General features: G+C 36.5%; 13 protein-coding genes. All 13 read right to left on the reverse strand.

The window, feature by feature from the left end; all coding sequences use genetic code 11:
* Window positions 1-89: 89 nt before the first annotated feature.
* Window positions 90-3,551 (reverse strand): double-strand break repair helicase AddA, encoded by a 3,462-nt coding sequence (addA, locus tag NPY00_RS00565; protein WP_269020087.1) that lies wholly within the window; start codon window positions 3,549-3,551, stop codon window positions 90-92.
* The gene (addB, locus tag NPY00_RS00570) at window positions 3,548-6,676 is read right to left on the reverse strand and encodes a double-strand break repair protein AddB (RefSeq protein ID WP_269020088.1); all 3,129 of its coding nucleotides are present in this window, start codon (window positions 6,674-6,676) and stop codon (window positions 3,548-3,550) included. Before addB ends, addA begins: the two co-directional genes overlap by 4 nt.
* Window positions 6,677-7,052: 376 nt before the next feature.
* Window positions 7,053-8,546, reverse strand: a complete 1,494-nt coding sequence (tsaE, locus tag NPY00_RS00575; RefSeq protein ID WP_269020089.1) for a tRNA (adenosine(37)-N6)-threonylcarbamoyltransferase complex ATPase subunit type 1 TsaE — start codon at window positions 8,544-8,546, stop codon at window positions 7,053-7,055.
* Between the two features lie 59 nt (window positions 8,547-8,605).
* Window positions 8,606-11,047 carry a sensor histidine kinase gene (locus NPY00_RS00580; protein WP_269020090.1) on the reverse strand — a complete coding sequence of 814 codons (2,442 nt, stop codon included), beginning with the start codon at window positions 11,045-11,047 and terminating at the stop codon, window positions 8,606-8,608.
* 39 nt (window positions 11,048-11,086) lie between these two features.
* Entirely contained in the window at window positions 11,087-12,484 is a 1,398-nt protein-coding gene (ahcY, locus tag NPY00_RS00585) for an adenosylhomocysteinase (protein WP_269020091.1), read from the reverse strand.
* Window positions 12,485-12,797: 313 nt separating this feature from the next.
* Complete coding sequence (locus tag NPY00_RS00590) at window positions 12,798-13,796, reverse strand: complex I NDUFA9 subunit family protein (protein ID WP_269020092.1); 999 nt, start codon at window positions 13,794-13,796, stop codon at window positions 12,798-12,800.
* 43 nt (window positions 13,797-13,839) lie between these two features.
* On the reverse strand, window positions 13,840-15,144 hold the full coding sequence (locus NPY00_RS00595; protein WP_269020093.1) for a bifunctional folylpolyglutamate synthase/dihydrofolate synthase: 1,305 nt from the start codon (window positions 15,142-15,144) through the stop codon (window positions 13,840-13,842).
* Window positions 15,145-15,195: 51 nt separating this feature from the next.
* Complete coding sequence (gene accD, locus NPY00_RS00600) at window positions 15,196-16,086, reverse strand: acetyl-CoA carboxylase, carboxyltransferase subunit beta (RefSeq protein ID WP_269020094.1); 891 nt, start codon at window positions 16,084-16,086, stop codon at window positions 15,196-15,198.
* Window positions 16,087-16,636: 550 nt separating this feature from the next.
* Complete coding sequence (coaBC, locus tag NPY00_RS00605) at window positions 16,637-18,031, reverse strand: bifunctional phosphopantothenoylcysteine decarboxylase/phosphopantothenate--cysteine ligase CoaBC (RefSeq protein WP_269020095.1); 1,395 nt, start codon at window positions 18,029-18,031, stop codon at window positions 16,637-16,639.
* Between the two features lie 64 nt (window positions 18,032-18,095).
* Window positions 18,096-19,685, reverse strand: a complete 1,590-nt coding sequence (gene ubiB, locus NPY00_RS00610) for a 2-polyprenylphenol 6-hydroxylase (protein WP_269020096.1) — start codon at window positions 19,683-19,685, stop codon at window positions 18,096-18,098.
* 1 nt (window position 19,686) lies between these two features.
* The gene (gene ubiE / locus NPY00_RS00615; protein ID WP_269020097.1) at window positions 19,687-20,469 is read right to left on the reverse strand and encodes a bifunctional demethylmenaquinone methyltransferase/2-methoxy-6-polyprenyl-1,4-benzoquinol methylase UbiE; all 783 of its coding nucleotides are present in this window, start codon (window positions 20,467-20,469) and stop codon (window positions 19,687-19,689) included.
* A gap of 126 nt (window positions 20,470-20,595) precedes the next feature.
* Entirely contained in the window at window positions 20,596-23,025 is a 2,430-nt protein-coding gene (gyrB, locus tag NPY00_RS00620; protein ID WP_269020098.1) for a DNA topoisomerase (ATP-hydrolyzing) subunit B, read from the reverse strand.
* Between the two features lie 2,151 nt (window positions 23,026-25,176).
* A complete protein-coding gene (locus NPY00_RS00625; protein ID WP_269020099.1) occupies window positions 25,177-25,314 on the reverse strand; it encodes a hypothetical protein in 138 nt (45 codons plus the stop codon).
* Between the last annotated feature and the right edge of the window lie 477 nt (window positions 25,315-25,791).

Below are 25,791 nucleotides of genomic sequence, written 5' to 3' on the forward strand. Positions count from 1 at the left end.
ATCTTTATACATGGGTATAATTGTGCTTAATGTCAAATTATTGCAAAGATCATTTATAATAAGCAAGTTGTTTAAAAAGAAATTTCTTTTTATGTTGAGGTTTCATAAAGTAATGCATCAAGTCTTTCAGAAGAAAGTGTAAAAATTTTTGCATCTTTACTATAGATGAGGAGAGCTTGTATATCTTTATCGGGGTGAATATTGTGCAGCAATTTTTTATAAAGAGCCATTTGTAACAAATAATGAGGCGAAATATCAGTTTCGTCTTTTGGTGAAGTTCCAGTTTTAAAGTCAGCAAAAAGAATACGATTTTGTGTAATACATAAACGATCAATTTGACCGGAAACAGTTCGTTCTTTGCCACGAATTTTGATGGTTCCCATTAATGATACTTCAGCACGTGAAGAATGAGAAAAGAGTAATTTAAGATGCGGATGCTCTAAAAGCTTCAAAATATGTTGGAGTGCATCTTTTCTTTGAGTGTCATGCCAGTGAGAAGCCTTAACACTGAGGTAGCGTTGAGCATAATCTTGGCGTTTTTCAGGAGTGCAATTTGGTAGATACTGCAATAACCGGTGAATCACATTACCATATTCAAGAGGAAAAGTTTTATTAGTGTTTTTTTCTCCTAAAACGGGTGAAATTATATGCTGTTTTGAATTGAAAGAAAATTCAGAATCCTCATCAATAGTAAGATTGGAAACAGAAGGTCTGAGTGGTTTTGGTAAAGCTGGCTCTATAAGCATTTTTTGATGAAAAAAAGCAGGAAGAGGTGGAAACGATTGACTAATTTCACAATTTATTTGTTCATCTATTGAAGGAGAAGAAGAGGGTGTGATAGAATAGTGCCAAGCTGCAATATCGTCTTCAGAGGTTTGGATAGCAACTGCGTGGGGAGTGAGAGCTTTTTTGACTAATTCTAACCACGTATCAGGGTTTTCTTTTTTATTTTTATAGCCACAAACAATTAATCGATCTTCAGCACGTGTCATACCAACATAAAGAAGACGTTTATATTCTTCGGTTGCTCGTTCTTTTAAATATGAAAATGCTTTTTTAGAAAGTTTTGTGTCAAATTCTTTATCTGGATGCCAGATAAAAGCTTTTCTGTCATTGAAGGGTAGTTTAAGCAAATGCGGCACATATTGTGAATGCAAGACTTCACTTCCTGGATCAACAAGAAAGACAACAGCACTTTCTAAACCTTTCGCTGCGTGGATGGTCATAATACGAACTTCTTCATGACCCTGATCGAATTCACGTTTAATTTCTGGTTCGTTTTCATTCAATATTTCCAAAAAAGCTTGCAATCCAGGTAGGCCTGTTTTTTGAATAGCAAGCGTATAGTCCATGAAAGCATCAAGGACTTCATTTGCCTCAGATCCTAAATGAGCGATAATTTTTTGCCGTCCTTTATCGTTATTAAGAATATGGCTATAAAACTCAAAAACAGGCATTTTATCAACCAAATCACGATATTTTTTGAGATTCTCAAAGGCATTTTTAAAAATGGTGTGTGATGAGGCATGAGTGCAAAGACTTTGCCAAAGTGATCCTATACGTTGTGCTGCAAGTTGATAAAGTTCATCTTCGCTAAGAGAAAAAAGAGGACTTTTCAAAACACAAGCCAGTGAAAGGTCATCGTGTGGTTGTAAGACAAATTGTGCAAGTGCCATTAAATCGCGAACACTAATATGATTTGTTAAGTATAAACGATCTTCACCAGATACGGGAATATTGCGAAGTTTAAGGGCGCGAGAAAGAGTAGGAACAAAAGAATCGCGTTTACGAACTAAAATCATAATGTCACTGGCACGCAGTAAGCGTCCTTTTCCTGGAAGCATTTCACCTTTGTGCAACCAATTGGCAATAGTTTCAGCAACTCTTTCTGCTAGTTGTATTTGAGGTGTATCCAAATAATCAACAGGGGAATGCCAATCATGAGGAAGTTCATTTGTTTCTGCAGCGATAGCATCCCATACAATGACACTACCTGGACTGTTAATACGAATAGGCTCGTGGATCGTTTTCACATTATCGGCGGAAAGCCCTTTATAATTTTCTGGTGTTTCAAAAACAAGATCAACGCTTTTAAGAACCTCAGCAGTAGAACGAAAAGAATAATGCAGTTGTATTTTTTCAAATTTTTGATTGATTTGCTGTATTTTTTTTTGAATTATTCGACCGTTTTCAGCAAAATTTTCTGGTGCGGCACCTTGAAAAGAATAGATGGATTGCTTTTCATCTCCAACGGCAAAAAGAGTGCGAGTGTTTGTGCGGTGGCTATGACCTGTAAAAAATTCTTGCGCTAAAAGTTGAATGATTTGCCACTGTTCAGGATTTGTATCTTGAGCTTCATCGAGTAAAATATGATCAATACCGCGATCAAGTTTATACTGTACCCATTGGCTTGCGCCTTTGCGTTGCAATAAATGGAGTGTGCGCTCAATGAGATCGTCAAAGTCTAGCAGACCATTAGATTTTTTTAAATCTGCATAGGTTTTCAGATACATAGCACAAAGCTGAAAAGCCGCTATGTTGAGAGGAATGAGTTTTGCACATTGATATTTGTCTAAAAGGATAGAAAGTTGGTTTTGTTTGTTTTCAATCTCTTTTTGAATAAAAAAAGAATGTTCATGAAATTTTTTAGAAAAATGACGTGAAAAATTGCGTGGATCACCGCCAGTTGTAAAATAAATATTTGAAATAAGGTTGATGGTATCTCTTTCATCAGAAGATTTTGCTAACAAGGAGAATTTTTCAATTGTGTTTTTTGAGTTTCCGTTTCCATAAATTTTATATTGTTCTAGGATGTAAGAAGAAAGCGCAGCGGTTTGTTGAATTTTTTCCAGCAAGCATTGAGTTGTTTCATTAGGAGTTAAATCAAAAAGCGCATAGAGTTCTTTTTTTCCATTGTCAGATAAAATAAACGGTAAGAAATCAGAGAGCTCATGCTGATTTTGAACAGCTTCTTTTAATAATTGATCAAAGGTGCTTTCATTAATAATTTTAAGCAATTGTTTCAGTGTTTTTTGCGCTTCGCTTTGCGTTAAAAGTTGGCAACGTGCTTGTTTCAATAATTTTTCTTTGCTGATATCATCTAATAGTTCAAAATGGCCAGCAATATTGGCTTCTAGTGGAAATTGGTGTAATAAAGCTTCACAAAAAGCGTGAATCGTTTGAATTTTAAGACCACCAGGTGTTTCAAGAGCACGAGCAAAAAGTTGTCGTGCGTAAGTTAGTTTTTCTGCAGAGATAGATTTTTTATCAAGATGCGATAAAGTTGTTTGAAGTTGCTCATCATCAAGTTCACTCCAGGTGGAAAGTGTACGAAAAATGCGTGATTGCATGACTGCAGCAGCAGCTTTGGTGTAAGTAAGACATAAAATGCGTGATGGAGGAGTACCGTTTAAAAGCAAACGAATAACACGTTCGCTTAAAACGTGAGTTTTTCCAGATCCTGCATTTGCAGAAACCCATACACTTGTTTGTGGATGGGTTGCTGTTTTTTGTGCATCAAGAGCGGCTTGAGGAATAGAGAAAGATGTCATGATTGATCCGCTTTATAAAAATTATTCGACCATTCCCAATATCGTGCGAGATGATCATAATCACTTTCGTAATATTTTGGAGAAGGAACGGCATGGGAAAGATAACCGTGATGTGGGTTTTGATAATCATTAATCAATTCAATAAGATTTTTCCAAGCTTTTTCACCAAGCAGAACAGCGTTTTCTTGGTCTTTTCCTTTCGTTGTTTCAATAATTGATTGAGGCTTAATTTTATTTCTGCCTTTTAAAGGAATATAAAATAAATTCGAAGGAGAAAGATCTTGAAATCCTCTAAAAGCCCCATGTATGAGTAAAGCGGCTTCTAAAGGGAGTTGTGGAAAGAGTAAAGCGCGAACTTGTTTGGATGAAGGAGGTTCGCCTGTTTTAAAATCAATAATTTCAGCCATTTTTCCAGGTAAAATATCAATTCTGTCAGCACGTCCTGAAAGAGTGACACCTGTTGTCCCTATAGGCATTGACTGGGCTATAACTTCAGCATGTCGTTCTCGAAATTCAAGACTTTGTTCCCATTTGATAATTAAAGGAGCAAGATTTTCAAATGAGGACCACCAAATTATTTCAATATCAGAAGGTAAGTTTAATTTGTCAAATTCTTGACGTCCAATAGTCAGTAAATCCTGTAATGCATTTGCAGTATGAGGGTTTTTTATTTGTGTACAAAAAGCAGCCATAATCGCGTGATAGAGAATACCGCGTTCTTTGGCATTGGGGTCATGAATAAGGGGTTTAAGTGGTTTGAGATGCAAGATTTTTTTGGCGTAAATAGCATAAGGGTCGTATCTCAATGTTTCTATTTCAGTGACTGAGAAATGACGTGGGCGCATTTCAAGTGGAGGAATAGGACAAGGTCTTTTGACAGAGAAAGTTATCTCTGTATGATCGAGCATTTTTGCCCAATGAATAAATGTTTCTCCTCGTGTGCAAATTTGCTGCCATACCTTCTTTCCTATGACTGTTTCTAAACGCTGTAACCAACGTGAAGGAATGGAAGGAGTATGATTAACTCGTTTGGCACGACTCATGACGACTTTATTCATTCCCATAGCCCATTGGAAATCATGAGCGGAAAGACCAATGCGCTGTTCTGGTGGCTCGAGCGTTAATGTCATTTTCATTGGTCTTGATAAAAAAGCATTATTGCGAGTTGTTATTGGCCATGTCCCTTCATTAAGACCACCAATGATGACAGTATCGACTGTTTGTAAGCGTGATTCCAAAGTACCCCAAATAAATAAACGTGGATGACCTCCTGGGGAAGGAGACACTGAACGTGTTGCTATAAGAGCAGAAAATATGGCTGGCCACTCACAAAGACGAAATTTTAATCCTGATTGATCACTGACAAGTTCATGTAAAAAAGTTGCTAGGGCTTGCCCTGCTTCATCTTGATAAAGATGTGTAAGCGAATTGTCATCATCACGTCCAAAATTTTCAAAAACTTCAACAGTGGCGATAGCAACTTCATTAATGGTGCATTCTCTTTCTTGTTGCATTAAAGATGTTAATGGTTCAATCGCTTTGATTAAAAGCTGGCAGAGTAGGCGCGCTTCTTCACACTTTTGTGGATCAAGAGTATCAGCGTCAGAATTGTTATAGGAATGTGTTGCAATCCATGTTTCAAGAAACTGATCACATTCACAAAGGTGGATACGACCGATGTTACCTCGAAGGAAAAATAGTTCGAAATTTTCTGCCATTTCGCGCAAAAAATAACGCTTGTACTTGAGGGTTGTCAGTGGATGTTTAAGAAGAGAAAGAAAAGCAATAGGATCACTGGGTTTAAAGATGTTTTCTAGGATAAGCCGTAATAAAGTTGCAGGTAATGTTTGAGCCAATGGCATTTCGCCTGAATCATTCGCTTCAATGCCGAATCGTTGTAACTCTGCTGCAACACGACGTGCTAAAGTGCGATCATTTGTTATGAGAGCTGCAGTTTTGTGAGGCTCTTCAATGGCATCGCGTAAAGCAACGGCAATTGCTAAAGCCTCTTCGCGTTCGTTTATCGCTTCAATAAGTGACCAATCTGAACAAATATTTTCATAATCGTCACGAATAAGATGTGCCCATAGATCTGTTGTGGAAGCGGGTCGAAGAGCTTCTGATAAAAGAGCAATGCGTTTTTCTTTTATTGTGTTGCGTTGGCCAATTTCTCGGACATGGATGCGTGGACATTTCATCAAAGATAAAAGTTTTTTTAAATGATATTGAGGATGACTAAAAGCAGCTGTTGGATGGCCGGTGAGGTCAAAGGTACTTTTTTCTTCTTGTATTGTTCCAAGTGCATCCCATTGCGCTTCATCCATATTTAAATCAAGACCTGGAAGGACGACAGCTCCTTTGGGTAAGGAAGCAATAACCTTTAAGAGATGTGCTACTGCAGGGATAGAACCTGTTGCACCTGCAGCAATAATGGGTTTATTGGGGGGGGTGCGTTGTAAAATATCTGCTTGTATTTTAAGAGCCTGATTGCGCCATTCAGCAGGATTACTCTGTTGTCTTTCTTTTAAAATTTGTGGCCAATTTTGCGTAATGATTGTGAGAAAATCAAGCGTTATTTGCCACCATTCAGCGATCATATCAGGTGCGATTTCTTTTAATTTTGACCACTCTATAGATTCTGTTTCAACTTCATCCATCAAACGTGCCAAATCTTGAGCAAGCCAGATTGCATCGGCAGTATGAGCAGGAATAAGAACATCTTCTGTGCCAAACATGGCTCGTAGGTGGGCAGGTAATTTTTCACGCCAAGGAAGAATAAGACGCGCTAAAAGAAGGAGACGCTCACTTTCTCCAATAGGAGGGTTGTTGATCAGAGCGTTGGTATGATCGTCAGTAAAAAAAGAATGATTTTCATCGATGTCTCCCAAAGGGAGAATGGTTGGCAAAAAGCTTGATTGTGTCGAGCTTTTTTCAACAAAAGCAGCGCGCAAAGCACGGGCAGCACGACGCGTTGGTACATAAATGATGGTATCAGTTAGAGCGCTTTGAATATCACCATTTGGTGCGAAGTTTTCAATGAGAGTTCCGGAAAAAAGCGCATCAACAAAATGAGGTAAAAAAGGGGTTCCAGAAGAAATAGAAAATATGCGCGATTTAAAGGTCATTTTCACTCATTTTGAATCCGTAAAGATTTGTTATTGTTACTTTATAGTTATTTTTCTTCAAGAGAAAGGAGAATATGGCGATTTCCTTGATAAATATAATGTTGTCACTCATAACAGTTTTGTGGTTATTTCGTATTTTGATATAAATTTATTCTTGTTGTATGAAACCGATGAATCCAGAATATATGGAAAGCTGTATTGTTATGAATATGACAGACAATATTTTAAATTTCTGTCTCTTTCAGCAGAGATCTAACAAAGCATATACGCTGAATGGATATAAGAATAGCGGTAAATGAAGAGAGATGCATTGTTACATCATGTTTTACTGTTACGAGGTTTTTGAAGCAACATCATAAATGAACAAGTTAAAAGTCTACGATGTTTTTTCAAGAAGGCCAATTTCTTTATAAAAATCGTATAAAGGAGCTAAAATTGGGTGTGAAAGATTACGAATGAGATAATCTTGCATGTGAGGTAAATGTTTTAGATATGATGATTTTCCATCTCGTTGATGAAGTTGTACAAAAAGACCTAAAATTTTTGAAACACGTTGCGCTCCTGCAACGGCATAAAATTTGCGCAATTCATCTTCATTAAAAGAATTTTGTGCTTGATGGCGCGCATGGCAATAGGCATTGATGAGTTTTTCTTCAAGTTTTGGAGAAATAAAGAGATGCGCATCTTGTGCCAAAGAAACCAAATCATAGACAGTTGGTCCCTTTAAACCATCTTGAAAATCGATGAGGCCGATTCGATCTGTTCCTTTTTGATGTTCACGCCAAAGAATGTTTGGTGAGTGATAGTTGCGCATGACAAAGGTATTTTCGGTTTTAATAAGCTCTTCAAGGTAAGGTTTCCAACAAGTGAAAAAAGCTTCACGTTGTTCTTTTTCTATGTTTTTTTGTGTGTGAAAAGGAAGATACCAGTCGAGAAGTAAAGAAAGTTCTGCTTGCATCGTCTGGTAATCATAAAAGGGAATTTTGAGAAAAAACATTGAAAATTGATTCTCTAAAGACCATGATTTTTGGTGAAAAGTTGCGAGAAATTCACTACAAGCAATGTATCGTTCTTCTATAGGTTGTCCTTCTTGATCTAAAAGTCCTTCATGTCCAAGATCTTCTAAAATCAAAAGACCTTTTTCAAAATCTTTTGCAAAGATATGAGGGGCATAAAATCCATGATTTAAGAGAAGCTGACTAATTCCTACAAACTGACGAATATCTGTAGCAAGATTCATTCGATTCACGTCAGAAAAAGCTGTATTTTGTGTCGTTTGCAGAGTTTGGGCTTTCATCAGAATTTCTTGATGATGGCCATCATCCAAAATTTCATAAGAACGCGTTGAGTCATCGCCAGTTAAAAAATAACGATGAACATGACCACGACCATGGGCTTTTAAAAAAGTACGAATTGCAAAAGATTTTTGCAAACGTTCGATAGAATGTTCTGCGGATATAAGGGTGATATGGCGCCCACAGTTTTCATGTTTTAATGTAAGCGCAAAAGTCGCAGGTCCTAAAAGGTTTTCTCCTTTTTCTGGCCACTCAACGAGCAAAACACTTTGTTCACGAGCTTCATAAAGTCCTAATTCATCAATTTCTTCCTCTGTAGAAAGGCGATAAAAATCAGCGTGAATAATTTCAAATTGCGGAAGTTGATAAGTTTGAGTAAGAGTAAAAGTAGGACTTGGCACATCAAGAGTATCATCATTGGCAAGAGCATGAATGAGCGCACGTGCAAAAGTTGATTTTCCTGCTCCAAGATCGCCTTGAAGTGTGACAAGATCGCCTCGTTTTAGAGCGAAAGCTAAATCTTGAGCAAAAAGTTTTGTTGCTTCTTCATTTTCAAGAAAAAAACTAAAATTCATTAGATAGGCCATTGATGGAGAAAAAATGTAATAACGGAGTGAGATTATAGAGTTTTATTTCATTTTGGAATTGGGAAAAAACATTTAACTGTTGTTCCTTGTTCTGTTCCAGTGCAAATTTCAACGTGTCCACCATGAAGTTCAACAAAGCTTTTAACAAGAGAGAGGCCAAGGCCTGCTCCGGCACGTCCACCGTGATGAGAATGAGAAGAAAAACGCTTGAAAATGCGATCAAGAATATCAGCAGGAATATCAGATCCTTCATTATGAACGCTAAAAATTATAGTATGATCTTGCATGTTGGCACAAAATTCAATTGTACTTTTTTCTGTTGCAAAATTGACAGCATTATTAAGAACGTTAACAAAAATTTGATGCAAACGTGTCGCATCAGCAGAAATAAAGTTTAAAGAAGGAGAAATTTGTTGCACAAGTGTAATATGACGTCCGTTAAGACGTTCTTCTATTCGTGTGACTGCTTGCGCCATAGCATTTGCAATATTCACTGATTTTATATCCAGTGTCATAATACCTGCATCGAGGGTTGCGAGATCAAGGATATCATTGACAAGATTTAACAGTGTACCCGATTCTGAATGAATATAACCAAGGTACTCGTACTGACGTTCATTGATAGAGCCAAAAATTTGATCTCGTAAAATATCAGAAAATCCAATAATATTTGTAAGAGGTGTACGCAATTCGTAAGAAACATGTTGAACGAATTCATTGCGAAGACGATCAGCGCTTTCTAAAGCTTCATTTTTTTCTTGAAGAGCCCGTGCGACATGAACACTATCTGTGACATTAACAAAGGTTAACATTGTTTGTCCGTCAGGCAAGGGCGCTAATGTGTAATCAAGGATCATTCCACTGTTTAAATCTATACGGCCTGAAAGTGTGTCACGTTTTTCAGGAAAGCCAGTGACAAATTGAGTAAATAGATTCCATTCTGTTCCAGTTGTTAAAGAGGAACAATGAGTTTGTAGCTGTGTAATATGTGTGCCTTCTACGAGTAAATTATAGGGTAAGGACCATAATGTTGATAAAGCTGGATTGGATAAACGAAGACGTCCATCAGTACCAAAAACAACGACACCTTCAGAAAGTTTATCAAGTGTTTCCCCTTGTATTTTGATCAGTGTGTTATAGCGCCGTTCAAGATCAATTTTTTCTGTGAGATTTTCATAAAGCCAAGTGACCCCCCCTTGCGGGTGAGGGGTAGAGATGACACGCACTGTACGTCCGTCAGGCAAATCCCAAATTTGTTGATTTGATGCTGTTTGTTGAGAAGCTTTAAAAAGATCTTCTTTCCAAGCACGCCAATTAGGGTGTTCATTAATAAATCCTTTTTCACGCAGACGCTCAAGAAGCAAAGTATGACTTGGTTCACTCTCTAGAAAAGAGCTTTCTAATGGCCATAAAACTTTAAAAGCATGGTTGCAAAATTTTAATTTTTGATTGGTATCAAAGATCGCAACAGCTGTTGAAATTTGGTCAAGTATTTCACAATGACTTTGAAGAATGTGCTTCATTTCATTGGTAAGATTTTCATATGCGCTATCATCACGAGCAAAAGCGGCCATCCCTTCATTGGTGGTAATTCGTGTAAGATGAAAATGATGTCTTTCTCCATCAATAACTGTATGGATATGGTCTTGAAAAACAGTTTCTATTTCATTTGTTTTACGCTGTGTGGTTTCATTAAAAAGATCAATAATGCTATCGCTATTTTCTTGAAAGTTTATCATTTCGCGAAAAACGCGATTTATAAAAATGATTTTTCCTTCATGATCTAAGATCCATATGGGTTCTTTAATACGATCGAGGAGATTACGTTGCATTCGCAATTCTTTAAGAATTTGAGCCATATCGTTCTGAAGACGAGTATTTTCGTTTTGCAGTGCTGAAGCATCTTGAAAACGCGCAATAGCTGTGGTTCCTGCGATGATTCCTGTAACGTGCAATAATGTTTTATTTGTTGTGGTGATAAAAAGTTCGAAAGAGCAACCCTGATGAAGCAGTTGAGTCAATGCTTTATTGAGTTGTTGAAAAGAAGACGCTTCAAGCCAATGTTCAAATTTCTGGAAATTTTGACGGCTAATTCCTATTTTTTGTAATACAGGAATACTCCCATCTATACGTGGTTTGGCTATTGGATTTTCCCAAATCAGAAGGCATTGTCCTGTTTTTTCTAAAAACCATTCATAATGCTTAAGTTTTTCAACGAAATCTTCTTGTATTGCTTTTAAGGGTTTTCGCAAAACTCTTTTCGTATTGATAATAACTGCAATGCATGTGAGAAAAGAAGCGCAAGAAAGACCTCCGAAGAGCACTATGATAAGCCATACTCCATCTGGAAAAGTGAGGGTAGAAAGTAAATCAGAAATCAATGGTTTGGCAATAGCGTGCATTGGAAAAAGAAAGAAAAGAAAGCACAAAATATGAGAACCAATTTGGATAAATTTTTGCGTTTTTTTCTTAGGGTTATAGTTCCCCACGATGTGTTTTCCTTTTGTTTTTCAAACCAAGGAAACGTTTTAATAACGGTAATGATTTGGTTTATAAGGTCCTTGTGGTTTGACTCCAATATAAGCAGCTTGCTCTTCCGATAAAATGCTTAATTTGACTCCTAGTCGATCAAGATGAAGACGTGCAACTTTTTCATCAAGATGTTTGGGTAAGACAGTAACTTCGTTTTTATAATTTTCTGTATGAGTGAAGAGTTCAATTTGAGCTAGAACTTGGTTGGTAAATGAAGCAGACATAACGAAGGAAGGATGACCTGTCGCATTTCCAAGATTCAGCAAACGTCCTTCAGATAATAAAATAATTCGTTTTCCATCGGGAAATGTGATCATGTCAACTTGCGGTTTAATATTTGTCCACGGTAAATTTCTGAGAGCTGATACTTGGATTTCATTATCAAAATGACCGATATTTCCTATGATGCACATATCTTTAACTTGTCGCATATGTTCTAAACGGACAATATCTTTATTTCCGGTTGTTGTTATAATGATGTCTGCACTAGAGGCTGCATCATCTAAAGTAACAACTTCATAACCATCCATTGCAGCTTGAAGAGCGCAAATAGGATCAATCTCTGTTACTTTAACGCGTGCTCCAGCACCAGAGAGTGAAGCTGCAGAGCCTTTACCAACATCACCATAACCGCAAACAATAGCTGTTTTACCAGCTATCATCACATCTGTTCCTCGTCGGATGCCGTCAACTAATGATTCTTTACATCCATATTTATTATCAAATTTTGATTTTGTTACGCTATCATTCACATTAATGACTGGAAAAGGCAAAAGTCCTTTTTTGTGTAATTGATAGAGGCGGTTTACACCTGTCGTTGTTTCTTCACTGACACCTTTAATTGCTGCGCGTTGGCGCGTAAAAAAACCTGGTGTTGCAGCTATACGCTTTTGGATTTGTTTGAAAAAAAATTCTTCTTCTTCTGTTTTTGGATGCAGTAAAATATCTTTGTTTTCTTCTGCATAGCTGCCCGTTATAATATAATTGGTTGCATCAGCTCCATCATCTAAGATAAGATTGGAAAGATTTCCATCAGGCCATTGGAAAATCGCGTCTATATAGGTCCAATATTCTTCAAGTGTTTCACCTTTAATGGCAAAAACAGAAATACCTGCAGCGGCGATGGCGGCTGCGGCATGATCTTGTGTAGAAAAAATATTACTCGAACTCCAACGCACGTCAGCTCCTAGAGCTTTGAGTGTTTCAATTAAAACACCCGTTTGGATTGTCATATGTAATGAACCGGAAATACGTGCTCCGCGTAAAGGTTGACAAGAAGAAAATTCTTTACGGCAAGCCATTAAACCGGGCATTTCCGTTTCTGCAATATCAAGCTCTTTACGACCGTAAGCAGCAAGCGTGATATCTTTAACAATATAATCTTGAACTGCCATTTCTTATTCCTTCAAAATAGATTTTTTTCAAGACGGTATGAGAAATTTAAAAAAAACGCAAGCAAATATAAGGATTTCTTTATATAAAAAGTCATTTTAAAATGTCTATAAGCTTGTATAGTAGAAAACATATTTGTGTTAAGGAAAAATATGAGCCTTGAGCACAAAAACTTTATTGAGAATATAATAATCACAGAGTCTTATTTGACTTTTGAATGACAAAGACATTGACACGATGTTTTTTAGAAAAAAGGTATGAGAACAACCTTTAGCGTTAGGATTACTTTTTATCTATTGTTGATGAAAAAATACATTAAACAGGAAAGTCTTGAGAGAACTGCCCTTGTGGGCGAAAGCGCCATAAGTAATTTGGCAAAATAGCAGCCATCGTTTTGGGTGTAATTCCTATGCCTTCTAGAGTGTATCCATTGTCTATAGCTTCTTGAGAAACAATATTATTCATTTGCAGGAAGCGTATTTGATCTGCTGTTATGACTGGTGATAGAAGAGGTAATTTACCGATAACACCTAAAAAGCTTCCAATGGTAAGACCAACAGCAAAAGGCATGGGGACAATAATTTTTTGTCGATAAATAATTTTGAATATATTTTCGAGAATATTTTGAAATGTTACAACCTGTGGTCCACCAAGATCATATGTTTTCCCAGAGAGAACGTGACCTTCTAAAGCGTGGATAATAAATTTTGCAATATCGCCTACGTATACGGGTTGAAATTTGCTTTGTCCGCCACCAAAAAGCGGCATAATCGGTAAAAAACGAGCTAAATTTGCTAAAGTGTTAAAGAAACAATCTTCTGCTCCAAAAATAATGGATGAGCGCATGATAACTGCTTCAGGGTGCGTATTTTGAACAATCTGCTCACTAAGAAATTTTGCGCGTGCATAAAAGAGAGACGCATTCTCATTTGCAATGAGTGTTGACATATGAATGAGAGGAATACCAGCTTGAGCTGCTAATTCGGAAACATTTTGTGTGCCATCAATTTGTATTTTTTTGAAATTTGATCGACTTGTTTGTGTCAAGCTGCCAGGAAGAAAGATTGCAGCATCTGCACCCATGAGAGCGCGTGCAACAGAAGCACGGTGTTTGACATCGGTTTGAAGCATTTGAGTTTGCCCTACTTCACCGATTTGCAGCATATAATAAGCTTTTTGTGGACGACGTACAGCAATTCGAACGCGATAACCTCGTTTGGTTAAAGCTTCAACAACATACCGTCCTACAAAACCTGAACCACCAAAAACAGTGATAAGTTTAGGATATTGATAAAGTGTACAATCAAGTTTCATGATCAAAAATTCTATTTTTTAAAGCTTCACAAACAGCGAATTGCTAACATGGCGGTGTTTCATTGTCACGTAAAATATCGCCTGCAAGATAAAGAGATCCACCAATAAAGATGATGGCTTCTTTATATTCTAAATTAATTTTATTAAAAGCATTTTGTAAATTATCTTGTGGGATAGCAATAAGGCCTGCTTTTTGTGCTGATTCAGCTAAAGTTATAGGATCGATTCCTGCATTGCTAGAAGTTAAGGGAACAGTATATACTTTATCGATGAGATTGGCTAATGGACGAAAATAACCGGTAGCATCTTTGGTATTAAGCATACTGGCAATCATCACAATGGGACGGTTTGAGTTTTTTTTCCAGCGAATTAATTCTGCGGCAACGACTTTTCCCGCGGCAGGGTTGTGACCGCCATCAAGCCATAAATGAGTATGAGGAAGAAGTTGATCAACTAAGTGGCCATAAGTAAGATGCTGCATTCGTGCCGGCCAGTATATATTTTGTATAGCTTTGCTTATTGTATATTCTGGAAGTTGGAAACCTGCTTGAAAAATAGCTTGAATAGAAGCTCCAGCGTTTGCAATTTGATGTGCACCAACAAGATTTGGGAGAGGTAGATCCATCAGGCCTTGGTCGTTTTGAAATACCATGCGTCCATGTTCTTCATAGCTTGCATAATCTTGATCAAAAAAAGAACAAGGAGCTTTATTTTTTTCGGCAAGAGTACTTAAAACAGAATAAACGGCATCGTGATTTTGTTTTCCAATAACAAGAGGAGTTCTGGGCTTAATAATGCCTCCTTTTTCAAAAGCAATTTTTTCTACTGTGTTGCCAAGAAAAACTTCATGATCATAGTCAATCGGCATGATAAGAGAGACAGCAGGTTTTTGGATAACATTTGTGGCATCAAAACGTCCTCCTAATCCGACCTCTAAAATAACTGCGTCAGCTGGATATGTGCTAAATAACATAAAGGCAGCTGCTGTTAAAATTTCGAAAACAGTGATTGGTTCTTTACAGTTTATTGCTATAATTTTATGAACTGTTTCAGTTAATTCTTTTTCTGTAACAAATTGCCCGCTTCCTTTTTGGCCAAGCCGATAGCGTTCATTCCAATTGACTAAATGAGGTGAGCTGTATACATGCACGCGATAACCAGCACTCTCTAAAAGTGCTCGGCAAATGGCAGAGGCGGAGCCTTTTCCATTTGTTCCTGCAATATGGATAACGGGTGCAAGTTTTAAATGAGGATTATCGAGGCGTTCTAAAAGGCGAAACATACGATCTAAAGAAAGATCACATCTTTTTGGATAGTTTTCTAGTAAATCATCTATCGTTTTTTGCATACAGTTTTTATAGAATTTAAGCTGTTTTGAGATTAAAATTAAAAGCTATGATTAAGAATCTATGGAAGATGAATGAGAGGATTTAGATGGTGCAGGGTGCTTCATCATCAAACGTAAAAGTCGTGCAATAGTGCTTTTCATATTTAAGCGTGACACAACCATATCAATCATGCCATGTTCAAGGAGATATTCACTGCTTTGGAAGCCTTCAGGTAAAGTTTCGCGGATAGTTTGCTGAATGACGCGAGGACCTGCAAAACCAATCATAGCACCTGGTTCGGCTATGTGAATATCACCGAGCATAGCATAGGAGGCTGTAACGCCTCCTGTAGTAGGGTTGGTGAGAACGACAATATAGGGTAGTTTTGCTTCTTTTATCATTTCAATTGCTACTGTTGTTCGGGGCATTTGCATTAATGAGAGTGTTCCCTCTTGCATTCGTGCTCCACCTGAAGCAGAAAAAAGAACTAACGGACATTTTTCTGCAATAGCGGTTTCAAAGGCTTTGATAATAGCTTCTCCTGAAGCCATGCCAAGAGATCCCCCCATAAAAGCAAAATCTTGAACAGTAGCAATAATCGGTAAACCCTCAATAGTGCCTTGTGCGCTTAAAATATTATCATCAACACCAAGTTTTGAACGATAATCCTTTAACCGATCAATATAGCGTTTTTCATCTCGGAATTTTAATGGATCCGTTACAACTTTTGGATTTTCTAGTGGTGTATAAACACCATCATCAAAAAAATGCATGAGGCGATTCTTAGCGCTGATACGCATATGATAACCAGAAGAAGGAAACACATATTGATTCGACTCTAAATCTTTTTGGAATACCATTTCACCACTTGTGGGATCTTTCACCCATAGATTCTCTGGAATTTCACGACGACCTAATATAGAGTTTATTTTAGGACGCACATAATTTGTAATCCAGTTCATCTTTGTGACCTTTCCTAAGATGTTATGCACTTTAAGTGTGATTTTTGAAGTATAAGACTAAATAATTGAATTTTTCTGGTTAAATAAATCATATTTAATATAATGATCCAATTTTCATTAGTTTGGAACGATTTTAATTCTATCATTATTCATTAATTCCCTAGAGTGATAATGATTTAAATGAAAACCCTCCCTACAGCAAAGATGCTAGCAATTGTGTAAAGTATTTTACTTGTTTTTTTATTTTAATGTCAAATATGCAACTGCGTGTTATTCGATTATTTTTAGCTTATGTCAACAAATGATGTTTTTCTGAGTACTTCATTGATCGCTTTTTGCAGAAATAGCATACATGATATTTGAATTATCATGCAGAATTTTAAGAATTATACTTAACATTAATTATTAGATAGATAAAAATTGTTAGAGAGATAAAGGCTAATTCTGTTATCTGTTATGCTTCGATAAAGTTCTAAGCTTGTTCTGTAACTGAATAAAATTTTTGCAGAATTATTTGCATTCACATGACATAAATTGATGTTTTTTTATTTTAATCGGTAAAAGCAGATGAAGAGAAAAATGAAACAATAGTGTTGGCTAATTTTTCAGCAACTTGTTGTTTACTCATGTGTGGCCATTGTTTAACGTTTTCTTTGCTGATTAAATAAACTTGATTTGTATCAGAACCCATAACACTTTTACCATCAACACAAATAGACACATTATTGGCAAGAATGAAATCTGCTCCTTTTTGGATTAGTTTTTTTTGTGCATTAACAATGAGGTTATCTGTTTCAGCAGCAAAACCAACGACAAGTGAAGGACGATTTGGAGCATGACCAATTGTTGCTAGAATATCAGGATTTTCAACCATGTTCAGAGAGAGTGGTGCTTTATTGGTTTCTTTTTTTATTTTTTGAGAAGAAAGTGTTTGACTTCGCCAGTCGCAGACAGCCGCAACAAAAATAGCGCCATCAGCAGGTAAAGCGTCTTTTACAGCCTGTAACATTTCGCAAGCTGTGTTAACATGAATTGTTTTTACTTTTTGTGGATCAGCGAGATTTACAGGCCCACAAATAAGTGTAACTGTAGCACCCAGATTGGCTAAAGCAATCGCAATTGCGTGTCCTTGTTTTCCTGATGAGTGATTCGCAATATAACGAACAGGATCAATGGGTTCATGGGTTGGACCAGATGTAACGATAAAATGGCGTCCAGATAATGGTTTTTTTTGTTCATTTAAAAGTGCTTCTGCTGCGGCTACAATCGTTAAGGGTTCACTCATGCGTCCACACCCAGCTTCATTTTTTTCTGCCATTTCACCGATTTCTGGTCCGATTATATGAATGCCATCTGCGTGGAGTTGTGCGACATTGCGAACAGTTGCTGGATGTGTCCACATTGCTGGATTCATGGCAGGTGCAATTAAGAGTGGGCAGCGTGCTGCTAGAAGCACACAATTGGCGAGGTCATCTCCTATTCCAGCAACCATTTTTGCAATACGGTTGGCGGTTGCTGGAGCTAAAATAATTAAATCAGCATCACGTGCTAATCGGATATGACCGATATCATGTTCTTCTTTATGTGAAAATAAATCACTATATACAGTGCTTCCACTTAGAGATTCTGCGGCTAAAGGAGTAATAAATTTTTGAGCAGCTTGTGTCATGATAATGTTTAAGCGTGCTCCACGTTCTTGTAAACGACGAATTAAATCTAGTGTTTTATAAGCTGAAATACCACCGCCAATAATAAGAAGAATAGATTTTGATTTCAATGATTGCATATTAAGAGGCGTTGCCTGCAAAGATGGTGTGTATGATACAGTTGGATTGCTTAATAAACGACGAGCTTCTTCTTCCATAGAAACACCATTTTTTGCGGCACGGACGCGTAAAAATTCTTTAGCTTCAGATGAGAGGTTGCGAATAGTAATACTGGCCATGAAAGAGATCCAATAAATAAAATGATTTCAATGATTTTATTTAAGGTATTTTTAACAGATTAAATCAATTAGGAAAGGTGAAAAAGAAAAAAAATAAGAAGAGAACACTAAGAGAAATAATAAGAAGGCGGTAATGATTATGACGTTGAGCGCGACTTTGTTCTAAAGCAAGTTGCTTGAGAGTAAGAGGCGAAAGATGAAAGCCTGTTTTTGTTATTTGATTGAATTTTTCTTCTATATTTTGGAAGTTAGTGATCAATTGTGGTGTTTTTCGTGCGAGGGATAATAGAGCTTCTGCTCCTTCATTGAAATCTTTTATGAGACCTATTGGGCCTAAATTTTTGCTGATCCATTCTTTGACGATTGGTTCAGAAGATTTCCACATATTAAAATTGGGATCCAATGTACGGGCGATGCCTTCCACAACGACCATAGTTTTTTGCAGCAATAAAAGCTCAGGCCGTGTTTGCATATCAAATAATTCAGTAACTTCAAATAAAAGTGTAAGTAATTTAGCCATCGAAATGCTTTGTGCCGACTGTCCATGAATAGGTTCACCAATGGCTCTGTTAGCTTGTGCAAAATTTTCAATATTATGATGGGATGGAACATAACCTGCTTCAAAATGAGCGCGTGCTACTCTATGGTAATCGCGGGTGATAAATCCGTAAAGAATTTCGGCAAGAAAATGCTTTTCTTTTTTGCCAAGCCGTCCGGTAATGCCTAAATCGACGGCAACAATACATCCTTGTGGATCGACAAATAAGTTACCAGGATGCATGTCGGCGTGGAAGAAGCCATCACGCAAGGTATGACGAAGAAAAGATTGAACCAGTGTTACTGCTAAAGATTTTAAATTAAAGCCTGCTTCTTGGAGGGCTGGAATATCAGACATTTTTATACCATCAATCCATTCCATGGTTAGAACATTACGCCCTGTTCGTTCCCAATCAACTTTGGGAACGCGAAAACCTGAATCATTTTTAGTATTCTCAGCCATTTCTGACATCGCTGCAGCTTCTAAACGCAAGTCCATTTCAATGCGTGTAATTTGCGCTAAGGTGTCAACGACACAAACAGGACGGAGGCGTCGAGAAGAGGGAATATAACGTTCTTGTAAATGAGCAATGAAGTAAAAGCTTTTAAGATCTTTAGCAAAACGGGCTCTAATGTTAGGACGGATAACTTTAACAGCGCATTTTTTTTTATGACCTTTTTCGTCATAATATTCAGCAGGATGAACTTGAGCAACGGAAGCGGCGGCAATGGGTGAGTGAAAGTTTGAGAATAAATCGTTAATAGAGCGACCGAGTGAACTTTCAATTTGAGCAATGGCGGCGGTGCGAGGAAATGTTGGAACACGATCTTGTAATTGTGCTAAATCTTCTGCAACATCACGCCCCACAATATCAGGCCTAGTGGCAAGAAATTGGCAAAGTTTGATGTAAGAAGGACCAAGCTTATTGATTGCATGTGATATATTCTCAGATCGGCACTTCTTTTTCGTTTTTCGTCGTGCTAAAGTTTTTGCTATACGATGACAAAATGCTGGAAATCCTTGAAGATCATCACTGGGGAGAGCACTGAGAACGCCTTCACGTGTAAGAATCCATCCTGCCCGTATTAATTGAAAATAAGTGAAAATCTGTACCATGTTAAATCTTCCAGCCTGAATGCATTGCCGCTATTGCACCTGTGAGATTGCGATATGATACGCGTGAAAAACCTGCATTTTTGATCATATGAGCAAAGTCATCTTGTTTGGGAAATTTGCGAATGGATTCAACCAAATAACGATATGCGTCTCTATCTCCTGCAATGAGTTGACCCAGTTGAGGAATTACATGGAAAGACCATAGGTCATAAATTTTTTCAAGGAGAGATATTTCAACATTTGAAAATTCTAAGCATAAAAAACGACCACCAGGTTTTAAAACACGAAAAGCTTCTGTAAGAGCTTTATCGATATGAGGTACATTACGGATTCCAAACGCAATCGTGTAAGCATCAAAGCTTTGATCTTCAAAAGGGAGATCTTCTGCATTGGCCTCAACAAAATCGATAAGAGAAATAAGACCATTTTCATGAGCACGTTTTTGACCAACGCTTAACATGGAACTATTAATATCAAGCACAGTTGCATGAGCTTTTTGACGTGATGCACGGAGAATGCGAAAAGCAATGTCACCAGTTCCACCAGCGACATCAAGAACCTTCCAGCCAGAACGCGCTGGAGGAGATAACCATGCAACCATGGAGTTTTTCCATGCACGGTGCAATCCAAGAGATAGAATATCATTCATTCTATCATAATTTTTAGCGACAGAATGAAATACACCATCAACCATGGATTGTTTTTGATCTTCATCGATTTCTTTAAAGCCAAAAGAGCGCTCCATGCCACCTTTGGCTCCTGTGCGTTCTATTTCAGCTGTCATATGCATGACCTTTCTTATTTTTTATTGTAAGTTTTTATCGCAAAGAAAGTATAATGAAAATATTCCAATACAAAACAGTAATGCGTAAAACAACGATGTTCATACAGCTAAAAACAGAAGAGTTTTTTAGATATCAAGATTAGCAACTCTTAAGGCGTTATCTTGAATAAAATTGCGACGTGGCTTTACTTCATCTCCCATTAAACGAGAAAAGAGAGAATCTGCATCCGTTGCATCGTTGATTTTAACTTGTAAAAGAGAACGCGCATTGGGATCAAGAGTTGTTTCCCAAAGCTGTTCAGCATTCATTTCTCCAAGACCTTTATAACGCTGAAGCGTAATACCTTTTTTGCCATTTGTAAAAATACTCTCTAATAAACTCATCGGTCCAAAAATTCTTTCTGATTTATCTTTACGATGTAAAAGAGGTGGCGGACTATATATGTCTATAAGGTTTTGAGAAATGCGATCAATTTGGCGTGCATCTGCTGAATTTATAAGTCCTGCATCAAGAGTTATAACATCTTTAACACCACGCAAGATACGTTCAAAATACAGTCCTCCATCTGATGTTGTGTGACCGCTCCAACCACGTTCTGTATCATCAGCAATTAAATTAAGATGGTGGGCTATATTATCTGCAGTTTTTTGTGCTTTTTCTGGTGTTGCAAGAGCATCGGAATGAAAGGCACCAGCGATTGCTGCTTGTTCAACAAGAGTACGATCATAGCGAGTATGGAGACCATTTAAAACTCGGCGCAACACTCGAGCATCTTCGATCAATTGACGCAAATCAGATCCTGCACGAATTTCACCTGTTGCTAATTCTAAAGTTGTTTCTTCTAGACCAGCATCAATCAAAAATTCTTCAAAGGCGGCTTCATTTTTAATGTATTGAGAAGACTTTCCTCGCGATACTTTATAAAGCGGTGGTTGAGCAATATAAAGGTGACCATTCTCAATCAATTCAGGCATTTGTCTGAAAAAGAAAGTAAGAAGTAAAGTACGAATATGGGCGCCATCGACATCTGCATCTGTCATAATAATGATTTTATGGTAACGCAATTTCTCAAGAGAAAATTCATCTTTACCGATGGATGTTCCCAGAGCAGTGATTAGTGTTCCAATCATTTCAGATGAAAGCATTCGGTCAAAACGTGCTCGCTCAACATTGAGAATTTTACCACGCAAAGGCAAAATTGCTTGATTTTGACGAGAGCGCCCACTTTTTGCTGAGCCTCCCGCTGAATCTCCCTCAACAATAAAGATTTCGGATTTTACAGGATCACGTTCCTGACAATCAGCAAGTTTTCCTGGGAGCGAAGTAATATCAAGGGCACCTTTTCTTCGAGTCAGCTCTCGTGCTTTTCGTGCGGCTTCTCGTGCTGATGCTGCCTCTACAACTTTACCAATGATAATTTTTGCTTCATTAGGGTGTTCTTCTAGCCATGCAGAAAGACCTTCATTGACTAAGTTCTCAACGATAGGACGTACTTCAGAAGAAACCAATTTATCTTTTGTTTGAGAGGAGAATTTTGGATCAGGAACTTTGACTGAAAGAATAGCTGTTAATCCTTCGCGACAGTCATCACCTGTTAAATTCACTTTTTCTTTTTTCGTAATGCCTGAAGATTCAGCATAGCCATTAATTTGACGTGTTAAAGCACTCCGGAAACCTGCTAAATGGGTTCCACCATCGCGTTGAGGAATATTGTTTGTAAAGCATAATACTTTTTCGTGATAGGAATCATTCCACCATAAAGCGACATCGACACTCATTCCATCTTTTTCACTCGCAATGTAAATAGGATTATCGATAAGTGCTTTTTTTGATTGGTCAATATATTTGACAAATTCAATTAATCCGCCATCATAGTGTAATTCGATTGATTTAACATCAGCGTGACGTTTATCAACAAGAAGAATGTGCACACCAGAGTTTAAAAAAGCAAGTTCTCGTAAACGGCGTTCCAAAGTTTCAAAATCAAATTCAATCATGGTGAAAGTTTCAGAACTGGGGAGGAATCTTATTTCTGTTCCGCTTTCTGTATCGCAATCACCAACAATTTTTAGGGGAGAATCGGCAACACCATGAGTGAATGACATCTCATGAACTTTACCATTACGCTTGATTCGCATTTGTAACCAAGTTGATAACGCATTGACAACAGAAACACCGACGCCGTGTAATCCTCCTGAAACTTTATAAGAATTTTGATCAAATTTTCCACCGGCATGAAGCTGTGTCATAATGACTTCGGCGGCTGAAACACCTTCTGTTGGATGAATATCAGTTGGAATTCCACGTCCATTATCACAAACAGAACAAGAGCCGTCAGCATGGAGTGTGACATTTACAAGAGTAGCATGACCGGCTAACGCTTCATCAATAGCGTTGTCGACAACTTCATAGACCATATGATGTAAACCTGACCCATCATCGGTATCACCGATGTACATTCCAGGACGTTTGCGTACAGCATCAAGGCCTTTGAGAACTTTGATGGAATCAGCACCATAGTCACCAGATGTTGGCGAGGTTGTTTCATCACTCATAAGTCAATCCATTTCTGTGTTTAGTTACAACATGTTATAAATTTTATGTTATAAGTTTTTTAAGCTTCAAGCTTATAGCGTATTATTTACAAATAGCCACACTAAATATCTATCGTATATCAAGCCTATATTCAACATCTGCTAGTTTATAATCAATGTTATGATTTTTTTATAGATAGCGGTATGATTTTTGTGTTTTTTGTGGTTAGAAAAGTAAATGAGCTTCATGAAATTATTTATATCTGAGATAAGCTGATTGTTGCGCTTTAAAATGAGTAGATTTATAATGACAACATTTATAAAATCTTATAAAATAAAAATAAGAAATAGATAATATAACGAGAGAGTTGATCGCAATATTAATTTAATACTAATGATGTATTGAATTGAAAGATACATTATGTAAATTTATGAGAGGTTAAAGTGATTTTTATTCCTGGTGTAGCGATTTTTTCTATGATTGTAGGAATTGTAGTGTTGTTGGTGAAAAAGTTTGTCACTTAAATTTGCGCAAACACATATAAGATCCACGACAGTAGTAACTGATGTGTTAGATGAAGTATTTGCAATAATTGCTGAAATACATACAGTGCTGGTGTGAGCTTTTATCGTCGTTATAACAAATTAGATCTTTGTTAAATATTTTAGTATGTGTGAAAGTATGTAATCAGTGTCTTACCTGACTATTTATGTTAGAAATTTTAAAATTAAGAGTTTCTTTTTTACGTCGTGATTCATTTTCATTTTTTAAAGAATTTGAATAAAATTTGTATGTTATAGAGCTTTCTTGTAGTACTTTATTATCAGCATGGAAATGTGTGTAAGGTGCTTCATGAAACTATTTATTTCTGAGAGAGATTTATTGTTGCAGTTTAAAATGAATGACAAGAAAAAATCTCATAAAATATGTTATAAGAAACAAGCGATATAACAAGTGAATTAATTTTAACACTAATAATGTATATAGCTGGAATATATTAAGAGGGTAAAATGATTTTTATGTCTTTAGTGATTTTAATAGTATTGTTTGCGACAGGTGAAGTCAAAGATAGAGATGCTGTTGGCGTAACTAAGGGACCAAGTGTGCAACCCGTGGCAGCAATGAGTACTGCAAGTCACTAGTTGATGTGTTTAAGAATGAAGTATTAAAAATAATTGCTGAAATAAATATAGCGTTTGCGTAACCTAATTATTTATGTTAGAAATTTCAAAATTAAGGCTTTTTTACGTCGTGTTCTTGGTTATTTTTATCATCAATAATCGAAAGATTCTTTTATTTTGATGATTTGTAGATTGATGGTGATAAATAAATTCCAAGTCAAGGCCTTTGAGAAAATTGATGGATCAGCATCATAGTCAGCGGATGTTGGCGAGATTGTTTCATCCCTCATAAGTCAATCCATTTCTGCGTTTAGTTAAAACATTTTATAAACTTTATGTTATAAATTTTTTTAAATCTTCAAGCTTATAGCGTATTATTTACAAATAATTACATTCAATATCTACCGTATATCAATCTATATTCAACATCTGCTAATTTATAATAGATGTTATTTTTTATAGATAATAGATAGCAGTATTATTTTTGTGTTTTCTATGGTTAGAAAAGTAAAAGAGCTTCATGAAATTGTTTACATCTGAGATAAATTAATTGTTGCATTTTAAAATGAGTAGATGTATAAGGACGCAATTTGTGAAAATTTCACAAAATATGTTATAAGAAGTAAACGATATAACAAGTGAATTAATTTTAACACTAACAATGTATATAGCTGAAATATATTGAGAGGATAAAATGGTTTTTATGTCTTTAGTGATTTTGACGGTATTTGTTGCAGGACGGTATTTATTTCAGTAAGTGCAATCACAGGTGCAAACGCAGATACAACCACAGGTACAAAATCCGCAGCAACAGCGAGTGCTGAAAAGAATCATTAGTGCATTTAACAATATCATTAATATGTTTAATAATAAAGTATTAAAAATAATTGCTGAAATAAATATAGCGTTTGCGTAATCTCTTATTTTGGTCATAACAAGGTAGGGTTTTGAATATGTGCGAAAGTGCGTAATCAATACCCTATCTAACTATTTATGTTAGAAATTTCAAAAATAAGGTTTTTTACGTCGTGTTCTTGGTGATTTTTATCATCAATAATCGAAAGATTTTTTTATTTTGATGATTTGTAGATTGATGGTGATAAATAAATTCCAAGTCAAGGCCTTTGAGAAAATTGATGGATCAGCACCATAGTCACCAGATATTGGCGAGGTTGTTTCATCACTCATAAGTTAATCTATTTCTGTGTTTAGTTACAACATGTTATAAGCTTTTTAAAGCTTCAAGCTTATAGCGTATTATTTACAAATAACTACATTCAATATCTGCTAGTTTATAATCAATGTTATGATTTTTATAGATAGCGGTATGATTTTTTGAGATTATATTTCTCTGAAAGAAGATGATGGTTTTAATTGAAATGAAACGCTTAAATTGCGTTCTATTATCAAAAATAAAAATTACATTGGAAGATATGGGAGAGTATCGGGTTGTAAAAAAGTGTATTTTCTACATTTTTGATTTTTAATCACTGACACTCATTAATGATCTTTGTGCTTTGATTCGTATGTTGTTCAAATGAGAAAATTATCTGAAAAATTTACAATTCCATATTTTCGGAGAAAATTTTTTTAGAATAATTGAAATATATGTCAAAAAAATATGAAAGCAAAATACGAGAGTAAATAGCATATATTGTATAGTGA

The organism is Bartonella sp. F02 (assembly GCF_026929975.1).
Lineage (GTDB): Bacteria > Pseudomonadota > Alphaproteobacteria > Rhizobiales > Rhizobiaceae > Bartonella.